The organism is Ottowia sp., assembly GCF_046348305.1.
In the GTDB taxonomy this organism is placed as follows: domain Bacteria; phylum Pseudomonadota; class Gammaproteobacteria; order Burkholderiales; family Burkholderiaceae_C; genus Ottowia.
Genome location: NZ_JAXMEM010000005.1, coordinates 299,575 through 316,836 on the forward strand (window position 1 = coordinate 299,575; position 17,262 = coordinate 316,836).

Consider the following 17,262-nt stretch of genomic DNA (forward strand, 5'->3'; position numbering starts at 1 on the left):
CATCCGCGCAGACCGACCCGAAAAGGTTCTGCCGCATGAGCGAGTTTTCCATCACCCGCCGCCGCCCCGAGTCGGGCACCAAGTTCGTCTCGCCCGAAGGCACGCGGGCGGTGATGGACGGCATCAAGCCCAGTGCGCTGACCGACATGCCCGACGTGGGCAAGAAACCCGACTGGCTGCGCGTGCGCCTGCCCACCGGCGCCAAGTACCAGGCCGTGATGGACATCGTGCGCTCGCACAAGCTGGCCACGGTGTGCGCCGAGTCCAAGTGCCCCAACATCGCCGAGTGCTGGGGCCGCGGCACAGCCACGCTGATGCTGATGGGTTCGGTGTGCACGCGCGCCTGCAAGTTCTGCTCGGTCAACACGGGCAACCCCCACGGCTGGCTGGACGCGGATGAGCCCGCCAACGTGGCCGACGCGGTGGCGCTGATGGGCCTGCGCTATGTGGTGCTGACCTCGGTGGACCGCGACGACCTGCCCGACCTGGGCGCGGGCCACTACGCGGCCTGCATTTCGGCGATCCATGGCCGCATGCCCGACACGGCGGTCGAGGCGCTGACACCCGACTTCCAGGGCAAGCACGACCTGGTGGCCCAGGTGCTGGACGCGGGCCTGGCGACCTACGCACAGAACCTGGAGACCGTCAGGCGCCTGACGCATCCGGTGCGCGACGCGCGCGCCGGCTACGAGACCACGCTCGACGTGCTGAAGTTCGCCAAGGGTTACGCGCCGCAGACGGTGTCCAAGACCAGCCTGATGCTGGGCCTGGGCGAGACCGACGGCGAGATCGACCAGGCGCTGGACGACATGCGCGCGGCCGACGTGGACGTGGTGACCATGGGCCAGTACATGCGCCCGACCAAGAACCATCTGCCGGTGCAGCGCTTCGTCACGCCCGACGAATTCCAGCGCTACCGCGAGCTGGCGCTGGACAAGGGCTTTCTCGAGGTGGTGTCGGGCCCCTTGGTGCGCTCCAGCTACCGCGCCGAGCGCGTGCTGGAGCACAACAACGTGGGCCTGGACGAGGCGCTCGGCGGCATCCGTGAATCGGCGGCGGCAGCGCTGCGCTGCTGAAAGCCAGCCGCGTCGCCCCGGTGCGCTGGGGCCGCTGCCCCGGGTCAGGGCTCGCCCTTGCGTCGATTGAAACTGCTGGCCGGAGCGCCCGGCTTGGCGCCCGATCCGTACACCGCCCGCGCGCGCTCCACGCCAGCTTGATGGTCCCAAGGCTTGGCTTGAACCAGCAGCGCGCGCAAGGCGTCGTCGTCCAGCGCGGCAATTTCAACCTCGGCATCGGCCAGGTTGTCGGCGTCCAGCAGGTGTTGCACCACCTCGGCGCCGTCCATGGGGCTGAGCACCAGCATCACGTTCCCGTAGGAGGCTTCGAGCAGGGCCGCTTGCCAGCGGCGGCCTTGGGGGTCGTCAAAACTTCGCATGCTATTTCCCGGTAGGTCGGGTTGAGGAACGATAACCCGACGGGTGGCTGCGCGATGAGCGCCGGGTGATGGACATGACCGTCGGGTTACGCTGCGCTAACCCGACCTACGGCGCTGCCAGCTTCGGTTATTGCTCCACGAACGCCCGCTCGACCACGAAGTCACCCGGCGTGGTGGTGTTGCCTTCCTCGAAGCCGCGTGCCTCCAGCACGGCCTTGATGGACTTGAGCATCTCGGGGCTGCCGCACAGCATCACGCGGTCCAGGCGTGGTTCGAGTTCGGGCAGGCCCAAATCGCGCGCCATGCGGCCGCTTTCGATCAGTTCGGGGATGCGGCCCTGGGTGGGAAAGTCCTGGCGCGTCACCGTGGGGTAGTAGTGCAATTGCTGGCGCACCAGTTCGCCCAAAAATTCGTGTTGGGGCAGCTCCTGGGTGATGTACTCGCGGTAGGCCAGTTCGCCCACCAGCCGGCAGCCGTGCACCAGCACGACCTGCTCGAAGCGCTCGTAGGTCGCGGGATCGCGGATGATGCTCATGAACGGCGCCAGACCGGTGCCGGTGGCCAGCAGGTACAGGCGCTTGCCGGGCAACAGGTAGTCGATCAGCAGGGTGCCGGTGGGCTTGTGGCCGACGATCACCTTGTCGCCCGGCTGGATGTGCTGCAGGCGGCTGGTGAGCGGGCCGTCGGGCACCTTGATGCTGAGGAATTCCAGGTGCTCCTCGTAATTGGGGCTGACGATGGAATACGCCCGCAGCAGCGGCTTGTCGTTCACCTTCAGGCCGATCATGGTGAAGTGGCCGTTGGAAAAGCGCAGGCTGGGGCTGCGCGTGGTGGTGAAGGAAAACAGGCGGTCGGTCCAGTGATGGACCGAGAGGACTTGTTCTTCGTTGAAAGCGGCCATGGGCTCGGCAGGGAAGCGCGTTGCGCGTCGTGGATTGCTGCGATGCAGCACATTTTGCCCGAGATGCGGGCGCGCTGAATCTCAATGCCTTGCTTCAATGGGATTGCCGTACATGGGCTTGGCGCCGAACTGCGTGCTGATGGCGTGCGCCACGCCGCAGGCCAGCATCACGGGCACCGTCAGCTGAAACTGGTTGGTCATCTCCAGCACCATCACGATGGCCATCAGCGGCGCGTGGGTGACGGCGCTGAGCATGGCCGACATGCCGATGACCGCCAGCGTGAGCGGGTTGCCCACCCAGTCCGCCGGCAGCCACAGCCCAGCCAGGTGGGCCAGCGAAAAGCCAGTCGTTGCCCCGACGAAGAGCGTGGGCGTGAACATGCCGCCGACGGCGCCCGATCCGGTGTTGAATAACGTGGCGGCGAACTTGGCCGCCAGAATCGCCAGCACCCAGGGCCACAGGATCTGGCCGTTGAGCAGGTGCGAGATGGTGCTGAAGCCGTTGCCCCAGACCTCGGGCACGAAGGCCGACAGGCTGCCGGCCAGCAGGCCGCCCAGCCCCAGGCGAAGGGGCAGGGCGTCGATGCGCTTGAAGGCGGCGCGCAGGCCATCGACCCAGGCCAGCATCAGCCAGCCCAGGCCGCCGCAGACCAGGCCCACGGCCAGCGCCATGCCCAGGTTGCTGGACTCCAGTTGCACGGCCGGCATGGCATACAGCGGCGCCGGGTCGATCAGCGTGTGGTTGACGATGCCGGCGGTGGCCGCGGCCATCAGCACCGGCGCCACCATGGGGGCCGACAGAAAGCCCAGCGCCAGCTCCAGCACGAACACCAGGCCCGCCACCGGCGCGTGATAGACCGAGCCGATGCCGCAGGCGATGCCGCAGATCAGCAGCACCTGGCGCTGCTGGGCCGACAGCGCCACCGAGCGCGCCAGGCGCGAGGCCAGCCAGGCCGAAAGCTGGATCATCGGCCCCTCGCGCCCGATCGAGGCGCCGCTGCCCACCGACAGCAGCGCCGACACGCTGCGCACCCAGGTGCTGCGGTCGTTCAGGTCCACCTCGCCGGCGCGCGCGGCCGCCAGGTAGTCGGTGAAGCGTCCGCCCTCGGTGTCGCGTGCGGCCCAGCGCTGGCCCCAGGCCAGCACCAGGCCGGCCAGCACGCCGCCCACCGTGCCGATCAGCGCGCGCTTCCAGGGCGGCAGCAGGCGTGCGGCCTCGACCAGGCTGCCGGTATGGCCGGTGCTGAGCCATTCGACGCCGCCGATGAGGGCGCGAAAACCGCTGGTGACGGCCACGGCCAGCAGGCCGGTGAGCACCGCGTACAACCACAGCACGGGTGTGGAGGCGGCGCGATCGGGGGCGTTCATGCTGGAGGTCGCCCGCGCGGATCGTGGCCTATTTGGGGGCGGCTTCGTGGTGATAACGGGTCACGCGCTCGACTTCGTTCTTGCTGCCCAGGATCACGCTCACGCGCTCGTGCAGCTGTTTTGGCTGCACGTCCAGGATGCGCTCGCGGCCGTTGGTGGCGGCGCCACCGGCCTGCTCGATCAGCCAGCTCATGGGGTTGGCCTCGTACATCAGGCGCAGCTTGCCGGGCTTGGCCGGCTCGCGCGCGTCCCAGGGGTACATGAAGACGCCGCCGCGCATCAGGATGCGGTGCACGTCGGCCACCATCGAGGCGATCCAGCGCATGTTGAAGTTCTTGCCGCGCGGGCCGTCGGCGCCGGCCAGGCACTCGTCGATGTAGCGGCGCACGGGCGGCGCCCAGTGGCGCATGTTGCTCATGTTGATGGCGAATTCCTGCGTGTCCTCGGGGATGCGCAGGCCCTCTTGCGTGAGCACGAAGCTGCCCTGCTCGCGGTCGAGCGTGAACATGTCCACGCCGTCGCCCACCGTCAGCACCAGGGTGGTCTGCGGGCCGTACACGCAGTAGCCGGCTGCGACCTGGTGGCAGCCGGCCTGCAGAAAGTCGGCCTCTTCCACGCCGCGGTCGTCCTCGGGCATTTTGAGCACGCTGAAGATGGTGCCGATGCTGACGTTGACGTCGATGTTGCTGGAGCCGTCCAGCGGGTCGAACAGCAGCAGGTATTCGCCCTTGGGGTAGCGGTTGGGCACGACGTGGATGGCCTCCATCTCCTCGCTGGCCATCGCGGCCAGGTGGCCACCCCATTCATTGGCTTCGATCAGCACCTCGTTGGCGATGATGTCCAGCTTTTTCTGCACCTCGCCCTGCACGTTTTCGCTGCCGGCGCTGCCCAGCACGCCACCCAGCGCGCCCTTGTTGACGGCGTGGCTGATGCTCTTGCAGGCGCGCGCCACCACCTCCAGCAGCAGGCGCAGTTGCGCCGGGATGTGGCCGTCCACGCGCTGCTTTTCGACCAGGTGGCGGGTGAGGGAAATGCGTGAGCTCATCGTTGTTCTCGCTTCATCGGTTCAATGACGAAATGGCTTTGCCGCTGCGCGGCCATGAGGGGGCCGTGACGAATGACCGGTCTTTCGTCATGGCCGCGTCAGCGGCCGTCATCAAAGGCCGACAGGCCGAGGTCATTCTGTCATCCGCAGTCATTCGGCCAACGCCCGCGTGACCACCTCGCGCACGTCGTTGGACAGCGAGGGCTGGGCGGCCACGCGGGCAATGGCGGCGCGCGCCGCGCTGCGGTAGGGCTCGGCCAGGCGCGCCCAGGCGTCCAGCGCGCGCGCCAGGCGGGCGGCCACTTGGGGGTTGAGCGGGTCGAGTTCGAGCACGCGCTCGGCCCAGAAGGCGTAGCCTGCGCCATCGGCGCGGTGAAAGCCCGCCGGGTTGGCGTTGCACAGGCCAAACAGCAGGCTGCGTGCGCGGTTGGGGTTCTTCAGCGTGAAGTCGGGGTGCTGCATCAGCACGCGCACGGCGGGCAGCGCGCTGCCGGCGCGGTCGGGCGCGCGCGCCTGCAGGGCAAACCACTTGTCCAGCGCCAGCGCTTCGTCCTTGAAGAGCTGGTGATAGCGCGCCAGCGCCGGCTGGGCCAGCTCGTGGCCGCTGTAGAGCAGGGCGTCCAGCGCGTGCAGGCGGTCGGTCATGTTGCCGGCGTCCTTGAAGCGCTGGTAGGTCTTGCCCGGCCACACGGCGTCACCGCTGCCGCGCGCGGCCAGGCACAGCATGTGCAGCGCCAGGCCGGCCAGCGCGCGCCGCCCGGCCGCCACGGGCTCGGGGACGTAGGCGCCGGTGTCGTGGTTTTGCTCGTACGCCCATTGCCAGTCGGCCTGCAGGGCGCGGGCGAGCTGCTCTTCCATGGCGTCGCACACGGCGTGAATGCGCTGGGGGTCGACCACGTCCACCTGCTCGGCGATGTAGTCCTCCTCGGGCAGGGTCAGGGCGAGCTCCTTGAAGGCGGCGTCCAGCTGGGGGTCGCGCAGCACGGCGCGGCAGGCGTCGATGAAGGCGGGGCTGAGCGGCGCGGCGGGGATGGCGGCGGACGTGTCCTGGATCAGCGCCAGCGCCACGTTCAGGCCCAGCTGCTGGCCGGCGTCCCAGCGGTTGAAGGGGTCACTGTCGTGCGCCAGGCGGTGCATCAGCTGCGCGTCGCTGATGGCCGCTTGCAGCTTGACCGGCGCCGAGAAGCCGCGCAGCAGCGAGGGCACGGGCTCGCTGGTAACGCCGGTGAACACCAGGGTCGTCTCGGCCTCGGTCAGCACCCAGATGTCGCCGTGCAGGAGTTCGCCGTGTTGCAGCGCCAGCGGCACGTCCTGGCCGTCGGCGCCCACCAGGCCCAGGCGCACCGGGATCACCATGGGCAGCTTGCTCGGTTGGCCGGGCGTGGGCGGGCAGCTTTGCGCCAGTTGCAGGGTGTAGGTCTGCGTGGCGGCGTCCCACTGGCCCTGGGCCTTGAGCTGGGGCGTGCCGGCCTGGCTGTACCAGAGCTTGTATTGCGCCAGGTGCCGCGCCAGCGCGCTGCCGGCGTTGGCGTCGGCCATGGCCTGGATGAAGTCGTCGCAGGTGACGGCATGGCCGTCGTGGCGCTGGAAGTACAGATCCAGCCCCTTGCGAAAACCTTCGCGGCCCAGCAGCGTCTCGACCATGCGCACCACCTCGGCACCTTTTTCGTAGATGGTCGTGGTGTAGAAATTGGTGACTTCCAGGTACTCGTCGGGGCGCACCGGGTGGGCCATGGGGCCGGCGTCCTCGGCGAACTGCACGGTGCGCAGCACGTTCACGTCGGCGATGCGCTTGACGGCGCGCGCGCTGGCGGTGCCGGCCATGTCCATGCTGAAGCTCTGGTCGCGGAAGACCGTCAGGCCTTCCTTGAGCGAAAGCTGGAACCAGTCGCGGCAGGTGACGCGGTCGCCTGTCCAGTTGTGGAAATACTCGTGGCCGATCACGCCCTCGATGCCGTCGTAGTCGGCGTCGGTGGCGGTGGAGGGCTTGGCCAGCACGTACTTGCTGTTGAAGATGTTCAGGCCCTTGTTCTCCATGGCGCCGAAATTGAAGTCGCTGGTGGCCACCACCATGAAGCGCTCCAGGTCCAGCTTGAGGCCGAAACGCCACTCGTCCCACAGCACCGAATGGACCAGCGAGTTCATCGCGTGCTCGGTCTGATCCAGATCGCCCGGACGCACATACACCTGCAAGAGGTGGTTGCTGCCGCTGCGCGTGGTGATGCGCTGCTCGCGCGCGACCAGGTTGCCGGCAACCACGGCAAAGAGGTAGCTGGGTTTGCGGTGCGGGTCGTGCCAGGTGGCAAAGTGGCGCCCGCCTTCCAGATCGCCCGAATCGGTCAGGTTGCCGTTGGACAGCAGCACGGGGTAGAGCTTCTTGTCGGCGCGCAGGGTGACGGTGTAGGTGGCCATCACGTCGGGGCGGTCCAGGAAGTAGGTGATGCGCCGAAAGCCCTCGGACTCGCACTGCGTGAAGAACGAGCCGCCGCTCATGAACAGGCCCATCAGGCGGGTGTTCTTGGCGGGGTTGCAGGTGCAAAACAGCTCCAGCTCGAAGGGCTCGGCACCTTCGGGCAGGTTCTCCAGCACCAGCGATTCGCCCTCCATGCGGAAGCTGCAACCGGCCCCGCCCACCAGCACGCGCGTGAGGTTGAGCTCGTCGCCGTCGAGCTTGAGCGCCTGCGCCGGCACGTCGGGGTTGCGGCGCACCACCAGCTTGCTGAGCACGCGCGTCTTGGTGGGGTCCAGGTCGATCGTCAGGTCGACGGTGTCGATCCAGAACGCGGGCGCCTGGTAGTCCTGGCGGCGGGTGACGGCGGTTTGTCCTTCACGCATGGTTCATCCTTTTACTTCAATATTCATAGCTGCCTGCGCTTGATTGGTGCCGGTTGCAGCCAAAAAAACTCAAAAATGCGATTCAAACGCCCTGCTTGAGCGAGGCCTCGATGAAGGCGTCCAGGTCGCCGTCCAGCACCTTTTGCGTGTTGCTGATTTCCACGCCCGTGCGCAAATCCTTGATGCGGCTGTTGTCCAGCACGTAGCTGCGGATCTGGTGGCCCCAGCCGACGTCGGTCTTGCTGTCTTCGAGCTTTTGCTGCTCTTCCATGCGCTTGCGCATCTCGTGGTCGTACAGGCGCGAGCGCAGGCGCCGCCAGGCGACGTCGCGGTTGCTGTGCTGGCTGCGGCTGTCCTGGCACTGCACCACGATGCCGGTGGGGATGTGCGTCAGGCGCACGGCCGAGTCGGTCTTGTTGATGTGCTGGCCGCCCGCGCCGCTGGCGCGATAGGTGTCGGTGCGCACGTCGGCGGGGTTGATCTCGATCTCGATCGAGTCGTCGATCTCCGGGTAGACGAACACGCTGGCAAAACTGGTGTGGCGCCCGCCCGAGGAGTCGAACGGGCTCTTGCGCACCAGGCGGTGCACGCCGGTTTCGGTGCGCAGCAGGCCGTAGGCGTAGTCGCCCTCGATCTTGATGGTGGCGCCCTTGATGCCGGCGCTGTCGCCGGGGGTTTCGTCCTCGATGGTGGTGGTGAAGTCCTTGCGCTCGGCGTACTTCAGGTACTGGCGCAGCAGCATGCCGGCCCAGTCGCAGGCCTCGGTGCCGCCGGCGCCGGCCTGGATGTCGAGAAAGCAGTTGAGCGGGTCGGCCGGCTGGTTGAACATGCGGCGAAACTCCAGCTCCTCCACCGACTTTTGCAGGCGCTGGGCGTCCTGCTCGATCGCCAGCAGGGCGCCGTCGTCGCCCTCGTCGCGGCTCATCTCGTACAGCTCGGCGCCGTCGGCCAGCTCGCGCGTCAGGTCATCGAGCACCACGACGACGCCGTCGAGCTGCTTTTTTTCCTTGCCCAGCTCCTGGGCCTTCTTGGGGTCGTTCCAGACCGCCGGGTCTTCCAGCGCGGCGTTTACCGTGCGCAGGCGTTCGGCTTTGCTGTCGTAGTCAAAGATACCCCCGGAGCTCGGCGGTGCGCGAGCGGAGGTCTTCGATCTGGGTGCCGATCTGATTGAGGTGTTCTGCGTCCATGGTGTCCTGACATTCCGAGTGAGGGCGTGACACCGCGCGTGTCACGCCAAACCGCGTATTTTCCCATGCGCCCGCCGGGGTTGTCGCAACCGCTCGTGTCGATCAGAGCGGCGCCAGAAAGGCCTCGACCTCGCGTGCCAGCAAATCCGGCTGGTCGTGGTGCAGCATGTGGCCGCAGTCGGGCAGGGTGGTGCGCCGGCACTGGGGCACGGACTGCAGGCGCTCGTGAAATTCGTCCAGCGTGAAGCGGCGCTGCCACCACACATCCATGCTGTCGTCGCTGGCCTCCACCACCAGGGTGGGGGCGGTGATGGCGGCGTACAGCGCCAGCATCTCGTCCACGCGAAACAGCTGCGCGCTGGTGATGCGGTGCGCCGCCTCGCCGCGGATGTGCCAGCGCGTGGCGCCGTCCGCGCCGGTGCGCGGCTCGGCCCATTGCTGCGCCAGCCAGTCGGCCTTGGCCTGGGGCAGGCGGCGGTTGGTCTTCATCAGGCGGGCGGCGACGCCGGCCGCGTCGTCGTAGGTTTTCAGGGCCTGCTCGCCGCGTTGCAAACCCTTGATCTCGTCCATCCACTTGGCGAAGCGGGCGGGCGCCTGCGTGGGCCGGGTGGCGGGCATGCCAAAGCCCTCCAGGTTGACCAACCGGCGGATGCGGCCGGGGCGCGCACCGGCATACATCATGGCCACGTTGCCGCCCATGCTGTGGCCGACCAGGTCCGCCGGCGTTTCGGCGCAAAAGTGGTCCAGCAGGCCGTCCAGGTCGCCCAGGTAGTCGGCGAAGCCGTAGTGGTCGCAGGCCGGGCCGGTGCTCTGGCCAAAACCGCGCCAGTCGGGGGCGATGATCAGGCGGTCCTTGAAAAAATCATGAGACAGCGCATCGACCATGAACTGGTACGAGGCGGCCACGTCCATCCAGCCGTGCACCAGCACCAGGGGCGGGCGGGATCCCGGTTGGCCCCACAGGCGCACGTGATAGCGGTACAGTCGAATCGGAACAAAAACGCTGCGCGATGGACGAAGGGCGGTATAGGCGGACATTGGCGCAAATCTTAGAGGAGTCAGCGCATGAGCAACGGTCAAGTCGGCGACCATTGGGCGGCCATGCAGGCCGGCTTTCACTGGCAGGTGCCGCGCCACTTCAACATGGCGCAGGCCTGCTGCGGGCGCTGGGCGCAGCAGCCGGATGCGGCCGAACGGGTGGCGGTGATCGAGCACCGGGTGGGCGCCAGGCCGGTGACGTACTCGTATGCCCAGTTGCAGGCGCAGGCCAATCGCCTGTCCAACGCGCTGGCGCGCCTGGGCGTGCGCACCGGCGACCGGGTGGCCATCGTCATGCCGCAGCGCTTCGAGACGGCGGTGGCCTACATGGCCGTGCTGCAACTGGGCGCCATTGCCATGCCGCTGTCGCAGCTGTTCGGCCCCGACGCGCTGGAATACCGCCTGCAGGACGCCGCCGCTTCGGTGGCGATCTGCGACGAGGGTTCCCTGGCCAACCTGCTGGCCGCGCGCACCACCTGCCTGGCGCTGCAAACCGTCATCGGCCTGGGCGCCGGCGCCGAGCGCGCCGACCACGAATGGCAGGCCCTGCTGGCCAAGTCCAGGGAGCGCTTCGACGCCGAAAACACCCTGGCCGACGATGCTGCCGTGCTGATCTACACCAGCGGCACCACCGGCCCGCCCAAGGGGGCGCTGATCCCGCAGCGCGCGCTGATCGGCAACCTGCCGGGCTTTGTGTGCAGCCACAACTGGTTCGGCTTTGACCCGGCTGCGCCTGACCGCCCCAGCCGCGCCGTGTTCTGGAGCCCCGCGGACTGGGCATGGACGGGCGGGTTGATGGATGCACTGCTGCCCTCGTTGTACTTTGGCCGGCCCATCGTGGCCTTCAACGGCCGCTTCGACCCGCGCGAGGCGTTCGAGATCCTCTCGCGCCACCGCGTCACGCACAGCTTTCTGTTCCCCACCGCGCTCAAGGCCATGATGAAGGCCGTGCCGCACCCGCGTCCGCGCTACGCCTTGCACCTGCAAGGGCTGATGAGTGCTGGCGAGGCGGTGGGCGATGCGGTGTTTGCCTATTGCCGCAAGGAGCTGGGTGTGGTGGTCAACGAGATGTTTGGTCAAACTGAAGTCAATTACATCGTTGGCAATTGCGCGATGAATATGGCCCCCACGCTCCGCACTGGCGTGTCTGCGCTGCCCCCCAAGGGGGCCCAACCCGCCTTGGGGCGGCCCGGCGGCGGGTTGACGCCCATCGACCGCCCACAGGTTGGTTGGCCCGCCAAACCAGGCAGCATGGGGCGCGGGTACCCGGGGCACCTGGTGACGGTTATCGACGAGCAGGGCGACGAGGTGCCGGTGGGCGAGCCGGGCGAGGTGGCGATCCGCCGCACCGACATCCACGGCCATCACGACCCGATCTTCTTTCTGGGCTACTGGAACAACGAGGCCGCCACGCGCGCCAAGTTCAGCGGCGACTGGTGGCGCACCGGCGACGTGGCGGTGCGCGACGCGGACGGCTACCTGTGGTATCAGGGCCGCGCCGACGACGTGTTCAAGGCCGCGGGCTACCGCATCGGCCCGGGCGAGATCGAGAACTGCCTGGTCAAGCACCCGGCGGTGCTCAACTGCGCGGTGGTGCCCAAGCCCGACGCGGCGCGCGGTGCGCTGGTCAAGGCCTATGTCGTGCTCAGTCCTGATTTTGTAGCTGCCCGCGCGCTCCAGGTGGACGCCACTGGCCAGTTTGAATTGGATTTGATCGCGACGCTGCAAGAGCACGTCAAGGGCAAGCTCGCGCCCTACGAGTACCCCAAGGAAATCGAGTTCATCGACCAGTTGCCGATGACCACGACGGGCAAGGTGCAGCGGCGCGTGCTGCGCCTGCAGGAGGAGGAGCGTGCCCGCGCGGCGGGGCAGCTGTAGCCGGCCTTTTTGGGTGGCGCCCGCGGCGACCTAAACTCGCTGCATGATGAACACGATTTCCCTGGGCGCGAGCGAGCTGCGCGTCACCCCCATCGGCCTGGGCACCATGACCTTCGGCGAGCAGGTCAGCGAGCCCGATGCCCACGCCATCCTGGACCGCGCCGTCGAGCGCGGCGTCAACCTGATCGACACGGCCGAGATGTATTCGGTGCCCCCGCGCGCCGAGACCTACGGCCGCACCGAGGCCATCATCGGCAACTGGCTGAAGGCGCGCCCCGGCATGCGCCAGCGCATCGTGCTGGCCAGCAAGGTGGCCGGCCCCTCGCGCGACGCGCCCTGGATTCGCGCCGGCAGCGGCATGACGGCGGCCGACATCGAGGCCTCGTGCAACGCCTCTTTGCGCCGCCTGCAGACCGACGTGATCGACCTCTACCAGATCCACTGGCCCGAGCGCCAGGTGCCTGCCTTTGGCCGCCTGTACTACGACCCCGCGCAAGAGCATTCGCAAACGCCCATCCTGGAGCAGTTGCAGGCCCTGGCGCGCCTGGTGCAGGCGGGCAAGGTGCGGCACATCGGCCTGTCCAACGAGACGCCCTACGGCGTGCATGAATTCGTGCGCCTGGCCGAGCAACTGGGCCTGCCGCGCGTGGTCAGCGTGCAAAACGCGTACTGCCTGATCAATCGATCGGTGGACAACGCGCTGGACGAAAGCTGCCATCGGCTGAACGTGGGCCTGCTGGCCTTTTCGCCGCTGGGCGCGGGCCTGCTCACCGGCAAGTACGACGCCAGCGGCTTCGAGGGGCCGGGCGCGCCCATCGGCCGCATGAGCCTGTACGAGCGCCAGCGCAAGATGCGCTGGGGCCGGCCCGCCGCGCTGGCCGCCGCGCGCCGCTACAACCAACTGGCGCGCGATCACGGATTGAGCCCCACGCAACTGGCGCTGGCCTTTTGCTACCGCTCCTGGCGCGTGGCCAGCACGCTGATCGGCGTGACCAGCCTGGCGCACCTGGAAGAAAACCTGGATGCGTGGAACGTGCAGCTTGCGCCCGAGTTGCTGGCGGCCGTCGACGCGATCCGCCTCGATGCACGCGACCCGGCGCAATGAGCCATGAGCAAGGCCAAGAGCACCCACGTCAGCGAAACCCCCGCCACCGCCTTCTTGCGTCAGCACGGCGTGGCTTTTTCCGAACACCCGTATGAATACGTGGAACACGGCGGCGCCACGCACAGCGCCGAGGTGCTGGGGCTGGACCCGTTCAGTGTGGTCAAGACCCTCATCATGCAAGACCAGGATGCCAAGCCCCTGATCGTGCTGATGCACGGCAACCGCAAGGTCAGCACCAAGCAATTGGCGCGGCAGATCGGCGCCAAGTCGGTCGAACCCTGCGCGCCCGAGGTGGCCAGTCGCCACAGCGGCTATCAGGTGGGCGGCACCTCGCCCTTTGGCACGCGCCGCGCCATGCCGGTGTTCATCGAGAAGAGCATTCTCGAGCTGCCGCGCATCGCCCTGAACGGCGGGCGGCGCGGCTATCTGATCGGCATCGATCCGCAGGTCTGCGTCCGCTTGCTGCGCGCCAAACCCGTCGAGTGCGCGATCGATTTGTAACATCGACGCAGCCAGCGACGATGGCAAAATGCGGCTGTCGCGCTTGCCGATGAAGCGCAGTCAGCTACAAAACGAGGAGTAACACGCTTGAATCCCTTGGGCGCCGCCCTGGCCACGCTTGCCGCTTACCTGATCGGCTCGCTCAGCTTTGCCGTCATCGTCAGCCGCGCCATGGGCCTGGCCGACCCGCGCAGCTATGGCAGCGGCAACCCGGGCGCCACCAACGTGCTGCGCTCTGGGTCAAAGGCGGCGGCCATCGTCACGCTGCTGCTGGATGCCGCCAAGGGTTGGCTGCCGGTGATGCTGGTCCGGTGGTTTGGCGCCGATTGGGGCCTGGGCGAGGGCACGCAGGCGCTGGCCGGATTGGCGGCGTTTTTGGGTCACCTGTATCCGGTGTTTTTCGGCTTCAAGGGGGGCAAGGGCGTGGCGACGGCGGTTGGCGTGCTGCTGGCGTTCGAGCCGCTGCTGGCAGGCGCCGCGCTGCTGACCTTCGCGATCATCGTGTTTTTCTTCCGCTACGTGTCGCTGGCCTCCATCGTCGCGGCGGTGTTTGCCCCTGCGTATTACTGGCTGGGCAACGGCGTGGGCTGGGCAGCCAGCGGCGCCAAGGCGCTGGCCATGATGGCCATGGCGCTGCTGTTGATCTGGCGCCACCGCGAGAACATCCGGCGCCTGCTGGCCGGAACCGAATCCAGACTGGGAGCGAAAAAACCATGAGCACCATCACCCCGATCACCCGCCTGTGCGTGGGCCACCGCCTGAGCGAGGCCTCCGTCTTCAACGGCATCGTGCACTTGGGCGGCATGGTGCCCGAAAGCGGTGCCACCGACATCAGGGGTCAGACCACCGACGTGCTGGCCCAGGTGGACGCGCACCTGGCCGCCTGCAACAGCGACAAGAGCCGCATCCTGCGCGTGCAGATCTACCTGGCCAACATTGCCGACATCGCCGCCATGAACAGCGTATGGGACGCCTGGGTGGCCCCCGGCCACGCCCCGCCGCGCGCCACCGTGCAGGCCGCGCTGGCCGACCCGGCGTGGAAGATCGAGATCGTCGTCACAGCGGCCCAGCGCTGAGGGCGCTGCTTCCTCGCTTGCCTCGTGTGAGGTTTGAATCTTCGATCGAGCCGGATCGATTGAATACCAAAGAAACGAATGGCCGCGGAGCAGGCCACGCCAGTGACCGCCGGAGCCGGGGTTTCCCCGCCTACTGGCGGTGCCCCCTCGAAGGGGGGAGGCGAAACATCGCGCAGTGAGTGGAGCCTGGGGGTGGACGTCATCAATCCCTGAAGTTGTCAAATGACAGCGGCAAGTCCGTCATCTCTTTCTTCAAGAGTGCCATCACCGCCTGCAAGTCGTCGCGCTTGGCCCCCGTCACGCGCACGGCATCGCCCTGAATGGCGGCCTGCACCTTCAGCTTGCTGTCCTTGATCAGGCGCTGGATCTTTTTGCCGTCCTCGCTGGCAATGCCGCTCTTGACCTTGACGACCTGCTTGACCTTGTCGCCGCCGATCTTCTGCACGCTGCCCTTGTCCAGAAAGCGCACGTCCACGCCGCGCTTGGTCAGCTTGTTGCGCAGAATGTCCTCGACCTGCTGCAACTGAAACTCGGCATCGCCCAGCAGGGTGATTTCCTTGTCCTTGAGTTCCACCGCCGCGCTGGTGCCCTTGAAGTCAAAGCGCGTGCCGATTTCCTTGGCGGCGTTCTCCACCGCGTTCTTCACTTCCACCATGTCGGGGTCGCAAACCGTGTCGAAAGAGGGCATGGGTCTTACCTTATCAAGCCAAACGTGAATGCGACAATTGTCCCATGTTCATCGAGCGCAACGTCTCCCTGCAGGCCCTCAACAGCTTCGGCATCGCCGCGCGCGCGGCGCATCTGGCGCGCGTGCGCAGCGAGCAGGACGTGCGCGCGGTGCTGGCCGATGCCGATCTGGCCGTGCAGGACAAATTCGTGCTGGGCGGCGGCAGCAACATCGTGCTGACGGGTGACGTCAAGGGCCTGGTGCTGAAGGTGGAAATCCCCGGCCACCGCGTGGTGCAGCAAACCGAGCGCCACACGATCGTCGAGGCCGGTGCGGGCGAGAACTGGCACGACTTCGTCACCTGGACGCTCGACCAAGGCCTGCCCGGACTGGAAAACCTGGCGTTGATCCCCGGCACCGTGGGCGCCGCCCCGGTGCAGAACGTCGGCGCCTATGGGCTGGAGCTGCAGGACCGCTTTCACGAACTGGACGCGATCGACCTGCAGACGGGCGAACCCTTCACGCTGGATGCGGCGCAGTGCGGCTTCGGGTATCGCGACTCGGTGTTCAAGCACGCCGCCGCACACGAAGGCGACTTTGGTTTGGCCGGCCGCGCGCTGATTTTGCGCGTGCGTTTTGCGTTGCCGCGGGCCTGGCAGCCGGTGCTGGGCTACCTGGACATCGAGCGGCGGATGCTGGAGGAGGGCGTGGCCCGCCCCGGCGCGCGTCAGATGTACGACTGGATCGTGGCCATTCGCCGCGCCAAGCTGCCCGACCCGGCCGTGATCGGCAACGCCGGCAGCTTCTTCAAGAACCCCACGGTCACGCCCGAGCAGTGCCAGGACATCATCGGCCGCGACCCGCACGTGGTGCACTACCCCATGCCCGACGGCAGCGTCAAGCTGGCCGCGGGCTGGCTCATCGACGCCTGTGGCTGGAAGGGCAAGCGCGTGGGCAACGCGGCGGTGTACGACAAGCAGGCGCTGGTGCTGGTCAACGGCGGCGGCGCGCAGCATCCGGCCACCGGCGGCGAGGTGATGACCCTGGCCAAGGCGATCCAGACCAGCGTGTACGAGCGCTTCGGCATCAGGCTGGAGCCGGAGCCGGTGGTGGTGTAGGCGCGCCGGGACCCCCACCCGAGCGAGTCCAGCCTACGGCTCGGGTCGAGGGGTGGTTTCGGTGGCGTTCTTGCGCCACGCCGCTGGCGGCATGTCGAATTCGCGCTTGAAGGCACGCTGAAAGGCGGCAGGCGATTCGTAGCCGACTTCATCGGCAATCGCGGCCAGGCTCTTGTGGCTGTCGGTGAGCAGGCGCGCGGCCAGGGCCATGCGCAGACGTGTCAGGTAGCGCATCGGGGACTCGTGGAGCACTTCGCTGAAGCGGGCCGCCACGGCCGATCGCGAGCTGGCGGCCGTGGCGGCGAGCTCGTCCAGCGTCCAGTGCCGTTGCGGCTCGGCGTGCATGGCCTGCATCGCCCGCCCCATCACCGGGTCGCGCACACCGGCCAGCCAGCCCGAGGCGTTGGCGGGCAATTCCCGCAGGTAGATGCGCAGGGCGCCGAGAAACAGCAACTCCGCCAGACGCCCGCGCAGGCCTTCGGCGCCGGGGCTGTCGTCGAGTGCATTGGCCACCGCGTACGGCACCAGCGTTTGCATCCGGTCGCCCAGATTCACCTGAAACACCGGTGGCAAGGAGCCGCACAAGGGCTCGAATGCGCGCCGGTCGCAGCCGAGAAAGCCGCACAGCACCTTGCTGGTGCCGCCCGGCCCGGTCTCGAACCGCAGATTCCGCGCTGCCAGCAATGGGCGGCCGTCGAGCATGGCCTCGAACGGCAGGGTGGGGCGCCCAGGCTGGTCGCCCAACTCGTGGCGGCCACCATGCGAGATGACGGCCACATGGCCGGCATGCACGGCAAACCAGTCGCACGCGGCGTGCCGGATCCAGCACTCGCCTTCGAGCACCAGATGGAAGGCAATGACGTTGCTGGTGCCGGGAGGCAGCAGGGGAGCGAACTTCGTCAGCAAGGGTTCGCCCGCCACGCCCCAGGGACCCTTGACCTCGAACTGAAAGATCAGTGCCCCGGTCAGGCGCACCAGGGTCAATACGTCGGATAGCAGGTCGCGGCTCATGGCTCGCCCTTCGTCGTGCCGAGGTGTCTCGGGCATATCTTCTGGACGATGGGGCATTGCCTTGAGCGCCGCCCCGGATGGATACTCAACTCCCACG

16 protein-coding genes are annotated in these 17,262 nt (G+C 67.7%); 7 read left to right on the forward strand and 9 right to left on the reverse strand.

The genetic code is table 11. The annotated features are described in order from the left end of the window. Positions 1–35 precede the first annotated feature (35 nt). On the forward strand, positions 36–1,076 hold the full coding sequence (gene lipA, locus U1F38_RS07465) for a lipoyl synthase (RefSeq protein WP_409986422.1): 1,041 nt from the start codon (positions 36–38) through the stop codon (positions 1,074–1,076). A gap of 44 nt (positions 1,077–1,120) precedes the next feature. Here lipA and U1F38_RS07470 read toward each other — a convergent pair whose 3' ends face one another. The 7 genes from U1F38_RS07470 to U1F38_RS07500 all read right to left on the reverse strand — a co-directional run bounded on the left by U1F38_RS07470 (position 1,121) and on the right by U1F38_RS07500 (position 9,809). Further along, positions 1,121–1,435 carry a hypothetical protein gene (locus U1F38_RS07470; protein WP_409986423.1) on the reverse strand — a complete coding sequence of 105 codons (315 nt, stop codon included), beginning with the start codon at positions 1,433–1,435 and terminating at the stop codon, positions 1,121–1,123. Positions 1,436–1,562: 127 nt separating this feature from the next. Beyond that, positions 1,563–2,336 (reverse strand): ferredoxin--NADP reductase, encoded by a 774-nt coding sequence (locus tag U1F38_RS07475; protein ID WP_409986424.1) that lies wholly within the window; start codon positions 2,334–2,336, stop codon positions 1,563–1,565. Between the two features lie 81 nt (positions 2,337–2,417). Beyond that, positions 2,418–3,704: a chloride channel protein gene (locus U1F38_RS07480; RefSeq protein ID WP_409986425.1), complete on the reverse strand. Its 1,287-nt coding sequence runs from the start codon at positions 3,702–3,704 to the stop codon at positions 2,418–2,420. A 28-nt stretch (positions 3,705–3,732) separates the two neighbouring features. Beyond that, complete coding sequence (locus U1F38_RS07485; RefSeq protein WP_409986426.1) at positions 3,733–4,749, reverse strand: class 1 fructose-bisphosphatase; 1,017 nt, start codon at positions 4,747–4,749, stop codon at positions 3,733–3,735. A gap of 150 nt (positions 4,750–4,899) precedes the next feature. Further along, the gene (pepN, locus tag U1F38_RS07490) at positions 4,900–7,584 is read right to left on the reverse strand and encodes an aminopeptidase N (protein WP_409986427.1); all 2,685 of its coding nucleotides are present in this window, start codon (positions 7,582–7,584) and stop codon (positions 4,900–4,902) included. Positions 7,585–7,666: 82 nt separating this feature from the next. Continuing rightward, positions 7,667–8,771, reverse strand: a protein-coding gene (gene prfB, locus U1F38_RS07495; RefSeq protein WP_409986428.1) for a peptide chain release factor 2 whose coding sequence is annotated in 2 segments (ribosomal slippage) — positions 7,667–8,689 and positions 8,691–8,771 — 1,104 coding nt in all. Because the reading frame shifts where the segments join, the coding sequence is not laid out codon by codon here. A gap of 102 nt (positions 8,772–8,873) precedes the next feature. Further along, positions 8,874–9,809: an alpha/beta fold hydrolase gene (locus tag U1F38_RS07500; protein WP_409986429.1), complete on the reverse strand. Its 936-nt coding sequence runs from the start codon at positions 9,807–9,809 to the stop codon at positions 8,874–8,876. A 27-nt stretch (positions 9,810–9,836) separates the two neighbouring features. Between U1F38_RS07500 and U1F38_RS07505 the strand changes: the two genes are divergently transcribed. The 5 genes from U1F38_RS07505 (at position 9,837) to U1F38_RS07525 (ending at position 14,369) form a co-directional block, all read left to right on the forward strand. After that, positions 9,837–11,687, forward strand: a complete 1,851-nt coding sequence (locus U1F38_RS07505; RefSeq protein ID WP_409986430.1) for an acyl-CoA synthetase — start codon at positions 9,837–9,839, stop codon at positions 11,685–11,687. A gap of 46 nt (positions 11,688–11,733) precedes the next feature. Next, positions 11,734–12,792 (forward strand): aldo/keto reductase, encoded by a 1,059-nt coding sequence (locus U1F38_RS07510; RefSeq protein ID WP_409986485.1) that lies wholly within the window; start codon positions 11,734–11,736, stop codon positions 12,790–12,792. Between the two features lie 3 nt (positions 12,793–12,795). Further along, complete coding sequence (locus U1F38_RS07515; protein WP_409986431.1) at positions 12,796–13,293, forward strand: aminoacyl-tRNA deacylase; 498 nt, start codon at positions 12,796–12,798, stop codon at positions 13,291–13,293. Between the two features lie 87 nt (positions 13,294–13,380). Beyond that, positions 13,381–14,010 carry a glycerol-3-phosphate 1-O-acyltransferase PlsY gene (plsY, locus tag U1F38_RS07520; protein ID WP_409986432.1) on the forward strand — a complete coding sequence of 210 codons (630 nt, stop codon included), beginning with the start codon at positions 13,381–13,383 and terminating at the stop codon, positions 14,008–14,010. Next, positions 14,007–14,369 (forward strand): RidA family protein, encoded by a 363-nt coding sequence (locus U1F38_RS07525; protein ID WP_409986433.1) that lies wholly within the window; start codon positions 14,007–14,009, stop codon positions 14,367–14,369. The genes plsY and U1F38_RS07525 overlap by 4 nt, the downstream gene beginning before the upstream one ends. Positions 14,370–14,571: 202 nt before the next feature. On the opposite strand, the gene U1F38_RS07530 is transcribed toward U1F38_RS07525, so the two are convergent. Continuing rightward, positions 14,572–15,057 carry a YajQ family cyclic di-GMP-binding protein gene (locus U1F38_RS07530; protein ID WP_409986434.1) on the reverse strand — a complete coding sequence of 162 codons (486 nt, stop codon included), beginning with the start codon at positions 15,055–15,057 and terminating at the stop codon, positions 14,572–14,574. Between the two features lie 44 nt (positions 15,058–15,101). Between U1F38_RS07530 and murB the strand changes: the two genes are divergently transcribed. Further along, positions 15,102–16,154: a UDP-N-acetylmuramate dehydrogenase gene (murB, locus tag U1F38_RS07535; RefSeq protein WP_409986435.1), complete on the forward strand. Its 1,053-nt coding sequence runs from the start codon at positions 15,102–15,104 to the stop codon at positions 16,152–16,154. A gap of 33 nt (positions 16,155–16,187) precedes the next feature. Here the strand turns inward: murB and U1F38_RS07540 are convergent, their stop codons facing one another. Further along, positions 16,188–17,165 carry a cupin domain-containing protein gene (locus tag U1F38_RS07540; RefSeq protein WP_409986436.1) on the reverse strand — a complete coding sequence of 326 codons (978 nt, stop codon included), beginning with the start codon at positions 17,163–17,165 and terminating at the stop codon, positions 16,188–16,190. Positions 17,166–17,262 lie beyond the last annotated feature (97 nt).